This is a genomic window from Micromonospora sp. HNM0581 (genome assembly GCF_012726175.1).
In the GTDB taxonomy this organism is placed as follows: Bacteria; Actinomycetota; Actinomycetes; order Mycobacteriales; family Micromonosporaceae; genus Micromonospora.
Genome location: NZ_JAASAD010000022.1, coordinates 25,926 through 38,736, shown reverse-complemented (window position 1 = coordinate 38,736; position 12,811 = coordinate 25,926). Strand labels below are relative to the sequence as shown.

Here is a 12,811-nt window from a genome sequence, read left to right as displayed (position 1 = left end):
AGCGTGGCAGGCGGGTCGAGGACGCTGGCGCACAAGGTCTCCGCTGTCCGGTGCGGTTGTTCAGGCGCCGTCGTCGGCTTTCGCCTCGTCCTGCTCCTTGCCCAACCGGGCCTCGACCGCCTGCGGCTCGTACATCTCCTCGACGACACGCAGATAGAGTTCGTTGGGGTTGGGCAGGTTCTTGACCTCGCGTAGCGCCTGCTCCTGACCGGCGGACTCCAGCACGAAGGTGCCGTAGTTCAGGGCCCGGCCTGCCGGCGTCTGTTCGTACTTCATGTCGGTTACCCGGGTCAGGGGCATCATCGCCACCCGTCGGGTGATGATGCCGTTGACCACCATGACCCGCTTGTTGGTCAAGATGAACCTGTCGTACCACCAGTCGGCGACCCGCCATGCCACCCAACCCATCACCGCGAACCAGACCAGCACCGCGATCGTGGTCAGGGCGCCGACGTCCTGCCCGGCGAGGAAACCGGAGAGGTAACCGAGCACGAAGGTCGCGGCAATGCCGATGATGATCGGGGTGACGAGGTGGACCCAGTGTCGCTTCCACTCGCCCCGGTACCGCTCGGTCGGGAACAGGTACCGGGCGACCAACGAGCTGGGTTCGTCCTCCAGCGGTAGCACCCGGCGGGGGGTGGTGCCGCTGGCATCGGCGCGCAGGCCGGCCAACTCTTCCTCGGAGATCTCCGGGGAGAGGTAACCGGCTTCCGGGTCCCGCACCCAGGCCCGACCAGACCGGCCTTCGCCGCCGTACGGGCCGTCGCCGTAGCCGACGTCGTCGGAGAAGGACGGACCGTCCGAGCGGTGGGAGCTGCGGACCGGTCCGTCGTCGGGATCGATCCGGGGGATCGGCTCTGTGTCGTGTTCCCGGCGGGCCCGGTCGGGATCGTCAGGATCGAAGGGTGGGCCGGAGGGGCTTCCCATCGGAGGCTAGGCGACCAGTGAGGTGAAGAAGTCGCCGAAGCCCTGAGCAATGTCCATGATGCCGCCGCCCAGTGACTTGAACACGTCTGCGGCTGAATTTGGCCGGTAGGCGACGAAGAAGATCAAGAATGCGATTCCGGCCCAGGTGAGGACCTTCTTGACCATGGCGGGCCATCCTCTCGCACGGCGCGGGTCCCATTACCGCAGCGGCACCCAGAGTATCAGCGTGGTGTCTTACCGTGAATATCTGCGTCCGTTCTCCGACATTCCGGGAGTCTTGTCAAGCCCTCCCGGGCAGGTACGGAGATGGAGCGCCGTACATGAGTTCGGCGGCGCCCACCCGACGAGGTCGCACAGCAACACGTCCTCCGCGAGCAGATGCCCCGCACTCGCCGGCCAGGCTATCGCATAGAGCCGCATTCCCCGAGTCTCGCCGGCGTACGCGCTCCGATCCGGCGACGATCTGACCAGCCACAGTGGAGCCGGGTGACCGCCCGCGATCTCCGTGTGGTGTGCTCAGGTACGCCACTGGCCGCGAGCCGCTCGATCGAGACGCTTGACCGCCGGCCCCGGGCGTGTCGCGACCGTCCCCTCGTGATCGTCCACAGCCGGAGGGACCGTCAGGTGGGGGGTGGGTCGGCGTGGGCACGGATCCAGGCGTGCATCGCGATGCCGCTCGCCACCCCGGCGTTGATCGAACGGGTCGAGCCGTACTGGGCGATCGAGAAGATCTGGTCGCACGCGGCGTGGGCGGCCCCGGAAAGCCCTGGACCCTCCTGACCGAACAGCAGGACACACCGGCGGGGCAGGGTGGTCGTTTCCAGCTGCCCGCAGCCGGGCAGGTTGTCGATCCCCACCAGCGGAAGGTCGTGTTCCGCAGCCCAGGCGATCAGCTGATCGATCGTCTCGTGATGGCGTACGTGCTGGTAGCGGTCGGTGACCATCGCTCCGCGGCGATTCCAGCGCCGTCGGCCGACGACGTGCACCTCGGCCGCCAGGAAAGCGTTGGCGTTACGGACCACCGTGCCGATGTTGAGGTCGTGCTGCCAGTTCTCGATCGCGACGTGGAAGTCGTGCCGCCGCCGGTCCAGGTCGGCGACGATGGCCTCGCGCCGCCAGTAGCGGTAGCGGTCGACCACGTTGCGCCGGTCCCCGGCGGCGAGCAGTTCAGGGTCGTAGCGGGAATCCTCCGGCAGGTCACCGGGCCAGGGGCCCACGCCGATGTCGAGCTGCTCAGCGGTCACGATCACGCAGGGTACGCCCTCAGCTCCCGCCGCCCGAACACCGTCTGCCACCGGTCATCGCCGGACCGACGTCCGCCGCCCGTCGGACCGCATACCTGTCCACGGTCGGGTCGACACGTCGGTCGGCGCACCTTCGCGCCCAGGTCAGCGCAGGTCGAGGGCGCCGCCGAGCCGGTCGAGCAAGCGACGGTCGGCGGGGGCCAACGTGCCGTCGGCCGCCGCGAACGACGCGGTTCGACAGACGCGGGCGGCCACCGACTGCACCCACTGCCGGTAGGCCGCCGAGTCGGCGGGGTCGGTACGACGGTCCAGTACCCGCACCGCAGCCCGGCATGCAGCGAGCACGTCCGCCGAGCCGGTGAGCCGGGCTGCTGGCGGAGCTGCCCCGTCGTGCCGGGCGTAGATCGCGGCCACCACGTCCCGGACCAGATCACTGTCGAAGGCTCGTCCGGCCGCCACCGCGTCGAGCCCAGCCAGACCCGCCGCGACGCTTCGGTACGGACGCCCCGGGCCGGGCTGGGCAGCGGCCACGATCACCCGTCCGGGAAGACTGGTGAGCAGCTCCCAGTCGAATACGGAATACGCGGCGGCGGTGGTGGTGAATCGCTCGCTCATGGCGGGACCTCCGGCGTCAGCATATGCGCCCGGTCCGAGGGACCGAACCTCTCCGGCGGAACCCGCCCAAGAGCGCGCAACCAGCTGTGCCTGACCACGTGGGCCCGTCGGCGGGGCGGAACATCCCCCAACCCTCGGCCGACGGGGTTCAGGAAGGCTGGGCCACTCGGGGCGGGTGCCCTCAACGCCTGCCAGCCACGCCAGCCAACTGATCGACACCGGAGATGGCGGCCGGCGGGTCGACCGGGGCCGGACGCAATGAGCGGCGGGGCCCTCCCCGGCACCCGCCGCCCACGCTCTGATGCTCAAGATTCTGCCGTACGCCCGTCCTACCGCACAGAGACCGAGGTCACATTTACCTTTTTGTTACATCACTTTCAGTAGTCGACTATCGGCTCATAAGCGATCTCCGCAGGTTGAATCGCCGCTTGTCAGCGCCAAGTTTGCCGCTCCGCGGCGGGCCAGACCGGCGATCTCAATGGAAACGCTCCCATCACGGGCGGTCACGCAAATGCATCGTGCATGTGCGATCTGCGGACACCCCACGAATCGGCAATCGTTGATGCAGACAAAGGCCCCACCCGACCCGAGACCAGGGTTACGGTGGCAGCCCGGCGGGAATGCGCAGCGGTACTCCCGGGTTCCACCACACGTAGCTGTTCCGCGTGATCGGAGAGATTCATATGGCAACCGTCGAGCTGACCACGGCAAACTTCGACCAGGTGACCGAGGCCAACGGCATCGTGCTGGTTGACTTCTGGGCCGACTGGTGCGGTCCCTGCAAGCGGTTCGCCCCGGTCTACGAGCGATCCTCGGACAAGCATGCGGACATCACCTTCGGCAAGGTCGACACCGAGGCGCAGCAGGAGATCGCCGCGAAGTTCGACATCCGGTCCATCCCCACCATCATGGCGATCCGCGACGGCGTGATCGTCTTTGCGCAGCCGGGCGCGCTACCCGAATCGGCCCTGGAGAACCTCATCGAGCAGGTACAGGCACTCGACATGGACGACGTACGGAAGAAGCTCGCCGAGCACAAGCACTGACAGGTGCGCTGGCCGGGCCTTGCCGGGCCCGGCCACCGGCGTTGCCGGAACCATTGCGACACAGTTCCCGTCGCAGCTGGGACACGACCCGCCGATCAGGCCACGCCACCGTCGCGCGCGCCGTGCTGCCCACAGCAGGCCCGGCCCGACACGGCGACCCGACCAGGACGGCGGCCGGCGGCTGGGCGCTGCGGGTCACCCAGATCTCGGTGATCTGCACCTACTTCCTGGCCGCCTCGGCGAAGTTGCGTTTCGGCGGCCTGAATGGGCGACCGGCTCGGTGCCCGCGAAGACGGTCATCCGACGAGGCACCGGGCCGGGACGACCCCCGCCGGGCAGACGTCATGGCCCGGGCCCGTCGACGCCCTGACCGACCCCGCCCGGGACCGTTGGGATCTCAGCCGTTCGAGGGGTTGTAGCGACGATCCCGCATGTCCTGAGGCAACGAGCAGGCCGCTGTCCCACCGGGCATCCGGTGCCGGTTACGGGCCACCCAGCGGTACACGGGCCATGCGGTGGCGCGTACCGGCGCAGTGCGTAGCCCGGCCCCGGCGATCCGCCACCCGCGGCGGCTGCTGCTGGCGAGCAACGCGGCGATGGCATCCGGGCCCGCCGCCCGGCTGCCATCGGAACCGACCCACTGCACCGCCTCCTCGCACTGCCCCTCGGTCAGGCCGAGCCGGTCGAGATCAGTGAACTGCCAGGGGACCACCCGGGCACCGGTCGGAATCCGGCGTTCGACGAACTTCGCGCAGCTGGTGCAGAAGGCGCAGTCCCCGTCGTAGACGAAGGTCGACATGTCTTCATCTTCCCTCCCGGCCGGCCACCCAGCACTCGGATGTCCGGCGATTCACTTGCATTCCTGGTAGTACGCATGTTCGAATACCGGTCATGCGCTGGGAAAACCTCACCGCTCCCCCGGTAGAGGGACGTCCCGGGCGGGCAGCGCCAGCGACGCCACCCCTGCCGCTGGCGCTGCCCGATGCGGTCGTCCGCACCTTCGACACGCCCGACTTCGCCGACATGACCTACTACGAGGTGCACGCCAAGTCGATCCTCAACAAGGTCCCGGGCACCTCCCGCGTCCCGTTCGAGTGGACCGTCAACCCGTACCGGGGATGCAGTCACGCATGTTCATACTGCTTCGCACGAAATACTCATAAGTATCTTGATTTTGACGCAGGGTCGGACTTCGACAAGCGCGTCGTCGTCAAGGTCAACGCGGGTGAGTTGCTGCGCCGTGAGCTGGCCGCACCGCGTTGGCGCGGCGCGCACGTGGCGATGGGCACGAATGTCGACTGCTACCAGCGGGCCGAAGGTCGCTACCGGCTCATGCCGCCGATCATCGAGGCACTCCGCGACTTCGCCAACCCGTTCTCGATCCTGACCAAGGGCACCCTGATCCAGCGTGACCTGCCGCTACTGCGACAGGCGGCGGAAGTCGCCCGGGTGAGCGTCTCGTTCTCGGTCGGCTTCCTCGACGAGCGGCTGTGGCGGTCCGTCGAGTCCGGCACGCCGAGCCCACACCGACGACTCGACACCGTACGCCGGTTCGCCGACGCCGGCTTCGAGGTGGGCGTCCTGATGGCGCCGATCCTGCCCGGCCTCTGCGACTCCGACGAGTCGATCGAGGCCACCGTGGCGGCCGTCGCAGCCGCGGGCGCGGCCAGCGTGACGCCCCTCGCGCTGCACCTGCGTCCCGGCGCCCGCGAATGGTATGCGCGATGGCTCGGGCGGGAGCACCCACGTCTGGTGCCGCGCTACCGGGAACTGTTCCGGGCCGGCGCGTACGCGCCGCAGTCATACCAGCGGGAACTGACCGCACGGGTCCGCATCGCCGCCCGCCGCCACGGGCTGATCCGTTCCGGGGCGAGTGAGCATCGCGATCCGCCGCAGCCCGCTTCGACACCGGAGCAACTGAGTCTGCTCTAGGCACCGAGTCGAAGTCACCGGAGGGCGGTCGCGGCTACAGTCGTCGGGTGCGTTCCGCCCAGCAGATCCTCGCCGACGCCCACGTGATCGCGGTGGTCGGTGCATCCCGCGATCCGGCCAAAGCCGCCCATCGGGTACCGCTGGAGATGCAGCGGCACGGCTGGCGCATCATTCCGGTCAACCCGACAGCGGACGAACTCTTCGGCGAACAGGTGTACCGGTCCCTGGCCGACATCCCGCACCCTGTCGACCTGGTCGACGTCTTCCGGCCGGCCGACGACGCCGTGGACGTGGTGCGGCAAGCGGCGGCGATCGGCGCTCCTGCGGTGTGGCTACAGCTCGGCATCAGCTCGCCGCAGGCTCGGCGGATCGCCGAACAGGCCGGCATCGACTACGTGGAGGACCGCTGCCTGATCGTGGAGCGCGCCGCCGCCGGGCTGACCCGCCGGGTCTGAGCGTTCAGAACTCGTAGCCGCGGAGCAGGTGCGACACGTCCGGCCACGCCGACTCGGGGCGGCCACGACGACCAGTCCACCCAACCAACGTGAAAAGGTGCACCACTGCGGGTAGCGTCCCGCGAAGAGAACCCTTCCCACCCAGGCTCGGGCGGACGCAGGGCGGCACGGAGGAGGATTGCGTGAGCCAACCACCGGAGCCCGATCAGCCACCGTCGCCGTACGAGCCACCACCGGGCGGGCAGCAGGGCGAACAGCCGGCCTACGGGCAGCCGGCGTACGGGCAGCCGGGCCAGCAGTGGAGTCAACAACCACCGTACGCGCCCCAGGTACCCTACGGGCAGTACGGGCCGCCGGGCGGCCCGGGCGGCGGAAGCGGCACGAACGTGCTGGCCATCCTGTCGTTGGTCTTCGCCTTCGTCTTCGCTCCCGCCGGCATCGCCCTCGGCCACCTGGCCAAACGGCAACTGCGTGCCAGTGGCGAGGACGGCGAGCAGCTCGCCACCTGGGGTCTGATCCTCAGCTACATCTTCACCGGGCTCTTCCTGCTGGCCTGCTGCGGCTGGCTGGCACTGGCCGTCTGGGCCGGCTCCGACGGCGGCACCAGCACCTGAACCCGTTCAGCGGAACTGTGCCTCCCGGACACTGTTGCCGCCGTCGACCACCAACATCTGCCCGGTGATGTACGACGCGGCCGGTGAACACAGGAACGTGATCGCCGCAGCCACCTCATCGGGCGTACCGGGGCGCCCTACCGGCGTACCCAGACCCTGCTTGATCTCGGCCATGGTCGAGGCGGCGGTGTAGATGGTGCCCGGAGCCACCGCGTTCACCGTCACGCCGTCGGCGATCATTTCCATGGCCAACGCCCGGGTCAGACCCACCACGCCCGCCTTGGCCGCCGCATACGCCGCCTCGGTGGGCAGCGCGTTCACCGGACCGGCGGTGGCGGCCAGGTTCACGATCCGACCCCAGCCCCGCTCGGCCATGCCGCCGATGAAGACCCGGCTGCACAGGAAGGCGGTGGTCAGGTTCCGGTCGATCTCGCCCCGCCACTCGTCGTAGCTGAGCTGCGCGACCGGACGCAGCACCTCCGGGCTGGCCCGACTGGCCAGGCCGGCGTTGTTGACGAGCACCTCGACGTCACCGAGCTGCTCGGCCACCGCGTCGGCGAGCGCACCCACCTCCGACTCGTCGGTGAGGTCGGCGACGAAACCGGTCACCCCGAGTTCACCGGCCCGCTCGTGGATGCGGCGGGTGGTCGACACGATCGCCACCCGGGCACCCAGGTCGGCCAGGCGGCGGGCGGTGGCGTACCCGATGCCGTCCGGGCTTCCCGCCCCGGTCACCAGCGCGACCTTGCCGTCCAGGCGCATCGTCACCGGCTCGGGCAGAGCCGCCGGAGCATCCTGGTCGCCCGGCTCCGCCATCGCAGCCGGGCGTGGCCGGCGGCTCACCCCCGGCCGGCTGACGTCCCGCCTCGGCCTGTTGCCGGAACGGTCCGTCGCGCGTGCGTCAATCCCCATGCGGAGATCCTGCCCTCTACCGCCGCTGTCCGGCAACGCGCTCCGGTGCCGGGCGCGTCGCGGCCTGCCCGGTGATGACTACCCTGACTGCGCCCTATCACCGCGACGGGAGAGAAGCCCGATGACGCACCCTCCGCAGGCCAGCGGCTGGCCCGACCCCGCATCGACAGGCCAGCCGTCCGGCCCGCCCGCCGACCCGACCCTGCCGGTCTACCCGCAGCAGCCCGTTCCTCCGCAGCCGCCCGGCTACGCTCCGTACCAACCGCCGACCGACCCGTACGGCGGCATGAAGTCGGATCAGGGCACAGCGGCGTACCCACCGCCTGGTTACCCGGCGACCTATCCCCCGACCCAGCCCGGTTACGGCTACGGCTACCCACCGCCCGGCTACGGTTACCCGCAGCGGAAGACGAACTCCATGGCGATCGTCGCCCTGGTCCTGTCCCTGATCGGAATCGGCTCGTGTATCACCGCGCCGGTCGGCGCCATCCTCGGACACGTGGCGATCCGCCAGATCCGGCAGACCGGCGAAAGCGGCGAGGGGATGGCCAAGGCCGCCATCATCGTCGGCTGGATCCTCACCGGCCTGCTAGCGCTGGTGATCATCGGGTACACCATCGCAGCGGTCGTCGCCGTTGCGAACTCGTCCTCAACCATCTGATCGGCCGTGCCCGCCCCGGCCAAGGTCGGGGCGGGCACGGGCGATCGCGACTGTCACCAGCCGGCGGTCATGCCGGCGGCAAGGCTGTCTCCGAGCCGGTACGGCCGCTTCGCCACCCCCGACACGACGGTCTCGCAGGTGCTTGTGACGCCACGGTAACCTCGTGCCGTGACCGCGGTGAATGGGCCTGTCGAAGATGTCACTGCCCGCAGACTGGTGGTGATCACCGGAGCGAGTTCCGGAATCGGATTGGCCGCCGCCACCCAGCTGGCCTGTCGAGGTGACCAGGTGGTTCTGGTCGGTAGGGATCCGGCCCGACTACGGGCCGCCGCCGACGAGGTACGCGAGGCGTCCGGGGAGCGACCCGAGGTGTTCCGCGCCGATTTCGCCGTCCTCGACGATGTCCGGCAGTTGGCCGAGCGGCTACGCGCCGCCTACGACCGGATCGACGTGCTGGCCAACAACGCCGGTGCGATCGTGCTGCAGCCGGTCACCACCGTCGACGGTTTCGAGCTGACCGTACAGGCCAACCACCTGGCCCCCTTCCTGCTCACCAACCTGTTGGCCGACCGGACACGTCGGATGGTGGTGACCGCCTCCGGCGCGCACCGTAGCGGTGCGCTCGATCCGACGGACCTCAACGCGCCGTTGCGCCGCTACCGTCCGATGTCCGCCTACGGCACCAGCAAGCAGGCGAACATCCTGTTCACCGCCGAGGCGTCCCGGAAGTGGCCACAGGTCGACTCGTACAGTTTCCACCCCGGCACGGTGAGGACCCGCTTCGGCAACGAGAGCAGGCTGGTCGCCCTGGGCATGCGTCTGCTGCCGTTCCGCAGCCCGGACAAGGGCGCCCGCACGCTCGTCTGGCTCGCCAACCAGGACCGGTCCCGGTTGACCAACGGTGGTTACTACTTCGACTGCCGGCCCCGCCGCCCGTGGGCCAAGGCGGCCGACCCGGGCCTCGCGGCACGGCTCTGGGCAGCCAGCGCCGCAGCCGTGGGAATACCGGAGTGACCTCAGCGGCAGACCCGGAGAGACCGGGCGGGTGGACCTCAGTCGCGGACCGGTGCCGCGTCCGCCGGCACCGCCGTGCTGACCCGGGCCGTGCGTCGAGCCGTGCGAGCACTGGACAACACCACGACGGCCACACCGGCAAGCAGCAGCGACAGGCCGGGGAGGGTCACCGGGTCGGGCAACTGACCCAGCCACGCCCAACCGATGAGCGCCGCACCGGGCGCCTCCAACAGGATCAACACGCTCACCGTGGTGGCTGAGACCCGCCGCAGCGCGTAGCTGAACATCGAGTGGCCGAGCAGTTGCGCCCCGCCGACCAGGGCGAGCACAGCCAGCCAGGTGCCGGTGTCGAAGCCACCGAGCGGTACCCCGCCGACCAGACAGACCAGCAGCAGGAGCAGACCGCACACGCCGTAGCAGATGGTGGTGTAGGTGGCGTTGCTGACCGTGACCCGGGCCCGCTCGCCCAACGCGGTGTACACCGCCGCGAACAGACCACCGGCCAGCGCCAGCAGATCGCCAGTGAACGCCTGACCCGAGACCGTGAAGTCTGCTCCGGTCGCCAGCACCGCCCCGGCCACCGCCACCCCGATGCCGGCCCAGACACCCATCGGCAGGCGACGACCCTGGGCTCGGGCGATCAGACCCTGCCAGACCGGCTGGGTGGCCACCAGCGCCGTCGCCGCGGCCACGGTGGTGAGCTTCGCACTCGGCATCCAGGTGGCGAAGTGTGCCGCCAACGCCACACCGGACAGGACACAGAACATGCCCTCCCGACGACCGACTCCGCCGACCAGGGAGCGGAACTCGGACCGGCGGCGGGTCAACGCGAACGGACTCAGCACCGCAACCGCCAGTACGTTGCGCCAGAAGGCGACGGCGAGGGCGGGTGCGGCGGCGAAGGCGATGAGCGGCGCGGACGACGAGACGGCGAGGACGGCCACGGCAAGTGCGGTGCCGGTCAACAGGTCAATGGGTGGGCGGTGAGTTTCTGGGGCCACGAGGTGCAATCTTCACACGACACCCGAACACGACTGTCCGTCAGCTTTCACTTACGATCATGCACGTTCTCGCCGGAGCCCACCCATCCGCCCGGAGGCTTCCGCATGCCCAGGTTCCAGGCGGTGCTGTTCGACTTCTTCGGCACGTTGACCTGTCCGGTCCAGCGAGGCGAGAGTCACCTCAGCATCGCCGAGTTGCTCGGCTGCCCGCCGGACACCTTCTTCGAGGTGCTCGACCGCAGCTTCTACTTGCGCGCCAGCGGTCGCTTCGGCAGCGCCGAGGCGACGCTGCGCTGGGTGTGCGAACAGGCTGGTGTGCACCCGTCAGCGGAGGCGTTGCGGGCCGCCGCCATCGCTCGACAGCAGGCCATTCGCGCGGACACCCGGCTACGGGAGGAGGCCCTGCCGACCCTGCGGGCGTTGCGACGGCGGGGCGTACGAACCGGCATCATCAGTGACTGCACCCACGAGCTGCCGATCTTCCTGCCGGAACTGACGATCGCGCCACTGCTCGACGTCCGCGTGTTCTCCGTGCAGGTGGGACGATGCAAGCCGGATGCGAGTATCTACCTGGCCGCCTGCGCACGGCTGGGGCTGTCTCCAGGAGACTGCCTGTTCGTCGGCGACGGCGGCAGCCGGGAGTTGACCGGTGCGCAGCACGCCGGCCTCAGCGCGGCCCGGCTCGCCGCCCCCGACCTCGCCGACCACCTCGTGTTCAACCTCGACGCCGACTGGACAGGCCGGACACTCGTGTCCCTCCGCGAGGTGGTCGACCTGGTCGACGAAGCTACCACCCCGGTCGGCTCCCCGTCGTAGGCTGCGCACACCCGGGGCCGGTGCCCCGCAACGGGGTCAGCGTCGCCGGACGCGGTGCAGCCGGAACGGCCGGCGGGTGGCCCGGACCGCCGGTGTCGGCCGGGGTTGTTCGGCCAACGAGCCGGCCGGCAGATCGGCACCGTGTGCCGGCCGGCCAGCCGGAGCCAACCGCACCAGGGCGCATCCGTCGGCGACCCAACGGGCGACGAGCTGCGTGGTCGGTCCCGGCGCGTTCAGCCGTTTCGCCCCCACCAGCGGGGCGACCGTGTCCCACTGCTCCGTACCGGGTGACACCCGGCTGACCCGCGCCGGCCAACTGACGATCCGACCACCGTGATCACCGCGCAGCGTCACCTGGGCCTCGTCGGCCTCGGCCAGCCCCGGGGCGGACTGCTCGCCGGGGCCGCTCACCACGAACAACGCCGCCTCCAACGGCACGCACCACAGCGCCAGCGGCGGTCCGCCCGGTACCGCGACCCAGGCCACCGAGGCCTTCTTCATCGCCTCGTCGACCAGGGGGTGGTTCTCGGGCTCGTCGGTCACCGCAGCATCCTCTCGCATCCGGGCCGGTCCACGTCGGCCGTCAGCCGACGAACGGCGGGACGAGGATCTCCCCTCGCGCCACCGGCAGTACCTGACCTGCGACGCTCGTACCCACCGCCACACCACCGGCGGCGGTCACGGTGCAGGCCAGCGAGGACGGTCGCCCCATCTCGACTCCCTGCCGGACGGTGTACGCCGACCGCCCCTCGCCGGGCAACGAACCGCTGGCGACCAGCCACACCCCGAGACCGAGCGCAGCCGAACCGGTCGCCGGATCCTCGGGTACACCGAGACCGGGGACGAACACCCGCGCGTGCACGGTTTGGGTGGCGGAGTTCCAGGAGAAGACGCTTACATGCTCGATGCCATACTTCCCGGCCGCTACCGGATTGACCTGGGCCCGGGCGAGGGCGTCGGGGCGTACCGGCAGGAACGGGAACTCCAGACCGCAGCCGGCGACCCGGGGCGCCGGACCGAGGTGGTCCTCGGCGCCGAGCCCGACCATCTCCAGCAGCGGCTCCGGCTCCAGTTCGGGCCCGAGGGTGGGCGTCCCACCGGTCAGGGTGGCGACGCCGTCACGCACCTCGATCGGCAGTACTCCGGCGCCGCACTCCTGGTTGACCTGCCCTGCCGGGAACAGGCCACGGCGGGCGGCGGTGACCGCGGCGCCGACACTCGGGTGACCGGCGAACGGCAACTCATCGACCGGAGTGAAAATCCGGGCCCGGTAGGTGGCCCCGGCCTGGGTGGCGGGCAGCACGAAGACCGTCTCCGAGAGGTTGAACTCTCGCGCCAGAGCCTGCATCTGGTCGGTCGCCAGCCCGTCGGCACCGAAGACCACCGCGAGCGGGTTCCCGGCGTACGGACGGTCGGTGAAGACGTCCACGATCTCGTAAGCCAAGGTCGACATGTTGATAGACACTAGGCCCTCGAAGCGTATGCCGGGGTCATGGCCCGTCTACCCGCCGCCCGACCGTTGCCGGAGGCTCGTCACGACTCGGGCCGGCGCGTCGGCACACCCCCTAGGCTGG

16 protein-coding genes are annotated in these 12,811 nt (G+C 70.0%); 7 read left to right on the top strand and 9 right to left on the bottom strand.

Translation table 11 applies throughout. From position 1 onward, the window contains the following. Nucleotides 1-60 precede the first annotated feature (60 nt). The 4 genes from HCA58_RS20870 to HCA58_RS20850 all read right to left on the bottom strand — a co-directional run bounded on the left by HCA58_RS20870 (nt 61) and on the right by HCA58_RS20850 (nt 2,786). Nucleotides 61-927, bottom strand: coding sequence for a PH domain-containing protein (locus tag HCA58_RS20870; protein ID WP_169599527.1), 867 nt, complete (start codon nt 925-927; stop codon nt 61-63). Between the two features lie 6 nt (nt 928-933). After that, a complete protein-coding gene (locus HCA58_RS20865; RefSeq protein ID WP_007455302.1) occupies nt 934-1,092 on the bottom strand; it encodes a hypothetical protein in 159 nt (52 codons plus the stop codon). 455 nt (nt 1,093-1,547) lie between these two features. After that, nucleotides 1,548-2,171 (bottom strand): RNA methyltransferase, encoded by a 624-nt coding sequence (locus tag HCA58_RS20855; protein WP_169599526.1) that lies wholly within the window; start codon nt 2,169-2,171, stop codon nt 1,548-1,550. Nucleotides 2,172-2,315: 144 nt separating this feature from the next. After that, nucleotides 2,316-2,786, bottom strand: a complete 471-nt coding sequence (locus HCA58_RS20850) for a hypothetical protein (protein ID WP_169599525.1) — start codon at nt 2,784-2,786, stop codon at nt 2,316-2,318. A 683-nt stretch (nt 2,787-3,469) separates the two neighbouring features. On the opposite strand from HCA58_RS20850, the gene trxA reads away from it, so the two are divergent. Then, complete coding sequence (gene trxA, locus HCA58_RS20845) at nt 3,470-3,832, top strand: thioredoxin (RefSeq protein WP_169599524.1); 363 nt, start codon at nt 3,470-3,472, stop codon at nt 3,830-3,832. A gap of 397 nt (nt 3,833-4,229) precedes the next feature. Here trxA and HCA58_RS20840 read toward each other — a convergent pair whose 3' ends face one another. Continuing rightward, nucleotides 4,230-4,631 carry a DCC1-like thiol-disulfide oxidoreductase family protein gene (locus HCA58_RS20840; protein WP_169599523.1) on the bottom strand — a complete coding sequence of 134 codons (402 nt, stop codon included), beginning with the start codon at nt 4,629-4,631 and terminating at the stop codon, nt 4,230-4,232. Nucleotides 4,632-4,723: 92 nt separating this feature from the next. Between HCA58_RS20840 and HCA58_RS20835 the strand changes: the two genes are divergently transcribed. The 3 genes from HCA58_RS20835 (at nt 4,724) to HCA58_RS23695 (ending at nt 6,833) form a co-directional block, all read left to right on the top strand. Beyond that, nucleotides 4,724-5,764, top strand: coding sequence for an Rv2578c family radical SAM protein (locus tag HCA58_RS20835; protein WP_169599522.1), 1,041 nt, complete (start codon nt 4,724-4,726; stop codon nt 5,762-5,764). A gap of 47 nt (nt 5,765-5,811) precedes the next feature. Beyond that, the gene (locus tag HCA58_RS20830) at nt 5,812-6,219 is read left to right on the top strand and encodes a CoA-binding protein (RefSeq protein WP_169599521.1); all 408 of its coding nucleotides are present in this window, start codon (nt 5,812-5,814) and stop codon (nt 6,217-6,219) included. Nucleotides 6,220-6,401: 182 nt separating this feature from the next. Continuing rightward, complete coding sequence (locus HCA58_RS23695) at nt 6,402-6,833, top strand: DUF4190 domain-containing protein (RefSeq protein WP_169599520.1); 432 nt, start codon at nt 6,402-6,404, stop codon at nt 6,831-6,833. 6 nt (nt 6,834-6,839) lie between these two features. Here HCA58_RS23695 and HCA58_RS20820 read toward each other — a convergent pair whose 3' ends face one another. After that, complete coding sequence (locus tag HCA58_RS20820) at nt 6,840-7,745, bottom strand: SDR family NAD(P)-dependent oxidoreductase (protein WP_169599519.1); 906 nt, start codon at nt 7,743-7,745, stop codon at nt 6,840-6,842. 121 nt (nt 7,746-7,866) lie between these two features. On the opposite strand from HCA58_RS20820, the gene HCA58_RS20815 reads away from it, so the two are divergent. Beyond that, the gene (locus HCA58_RS20815; protein WP_169599518.1) at nt 7,867-8,406 is read left to right on the top strand and encodes a DUF4190 domain-containing protein; all 540 of its coding nucleotides are present in this window, start codon (nt 7,867-7,869) and stop codon (nt 8,404-8,406) included. Between the two features lie 168 nt (nt 8,407-8,574). Beyond that, the gene (locus HCA58_RS20810) at nt 8,575-9,420 is read left to right on the top strand and encodes an SDR family NAD(P)-dependent oxidoreductase (RefSeq protein ID WP_346776064.1); all 846 of its coding nucleotides are present in this window, start codon (nt 8,575-8,577) and stop codon (nt 9,418-9,420) included. 38 nt (nt 9,421-9,458) lie between these two features. Here the strand turns inward: HCA58_RS20810 and HCA58_RS20805 are convergent, their stop codons facing one another. Then, complete coding sequence (locus tag HCA58_RS20805) at nt 9,459-10,421, bottom strand: DMT family transporter (protein ID WP_169599517.1); 963 nt, start codon at nt 10,419-10,421, stop codon at nt 9,459-9,461. Nucleotides 10,422-10,526: 105 nt separating this feature from the next. Here HCA58_RS20805 and HCA58_RS20800 point away from each other — a divergent pair, with 105 nt between their 5' ends. After that, entirely contained in the window at nt 10,527-11,237 is a 711-nt protein-coding gene (locus HCA58_RS20800; RefSeq protein WP_169599516.1) for an HAD family hydrolase, read from the top strand. A gap of 36 nt (nt 11,238-11,273) precedes the next feature. Here HCA58_RS20800 and HCA58_RS20795 read toward each other — a convergent pair whose 3' ends face one another. Together HCA58_RS20795 and HCA58_RS20790 are read right to left on the bottom strand one after the other, a co-directional pair. Continuing rightward, nucleotides 11,274-11,798: a hypothetical protein gene (locus HCA58_RS20795; RefSeq protein WP_169599515.1), complete on the bottom strand. Its 525-nt coding sequence runs from the start codon at nt 11,796-11,798 to the stop codon at nt 11,274-11,276. Between the two features lie 22 nt (nt 11,799-11,820). Continuing rightward, complete coding sequence (locus HCA58_RS20790) at nt 11,821-12,690, bottom strand: PhzF family phenazine biosynthesis protein (protein WP_169599514.1); 870 nt, start codon at nt 12,688-12,690, stop codon at nt 11,821-11,823. Nucleotides 12,691-12,811 lie beyond the last annotated feature (121 nt).

Coding starts and splice junctions, on each gene's coding strand:
- HCA58_RS20870 (WP_169599527.1), bottom strand. CDS start 927: ATGGGAAGCCCCTCCGGCCCACCCTTCGATCCTGACGATCCCGACCGG.
- HCA58_RS20865 (WP_007455302.1), bottom strand. CDS start 1,092: ATGGTCAAGAAGGTCCTCACCTGGGCCGGAATCGCATTCTTGATCTTC.
- HCA58_RS20850 (WP_169599525.1), bottom strand. CDS start 2,786: ATGAGCGAGCGATTCACCACCACCGCCGCCGCGTATTCCGTATTCGAC.
- trxA (WP_169599524.1), top strand. CDS start 3,470: ATGGCAACCGTCGAGCTGACCACGGCAAACTTCGACCAGGTGACCGAG.
- HCA58_RS20840 (WP_169599523.1), bottom strand. CDS start 4,631: ATGTCGACCTTCGTCTACGACGGGGACTGCGCCTTCTGCACCAGCTGC.
- HCA58_RS20835 (WP_169599522.1), top strand. CDS start 4,724: ATGCGCTGGGAAAACCTCACCGCTCCCCCGGTAGAGGGACGTCCCGGG.
- HCA58_RS20820 (WP_169599519.1), bottom strand. CDS start 7,745: ATGGGGATTGACGCACGCGCGACGGACCGTTCCGGCAACAGGCCGAGG.
- HCA58_RS20815 (WP_169599518.1), top strand. CDS start 7,867: ATGACGCACCCTCCGCAGGCCAGCGGCTGGCCCGACCCCGCATCGACA.
- HCA58_RS20800 (WP_169599516.1), top strand. CDS start 10,527: ATGCCCAGGTTCCAGGCGGTGCTGTTCGACTTCTTCGGCACGTTGACC.
- HCA58_RS20795 (WP_169599515.1), bottom strand. CDS start 11,798: ATGCGAGAGGATGCTGCGGTGACCGACGAGCCCGAGAACCACCCCCTG.
- HCA58_RS20790 (WP_169599514.1), bottom strand. CDS start 12,690: ATGTCGACCTTGGCTTACGAGATCGTGGACGTCTTCACCGACCGTCCG.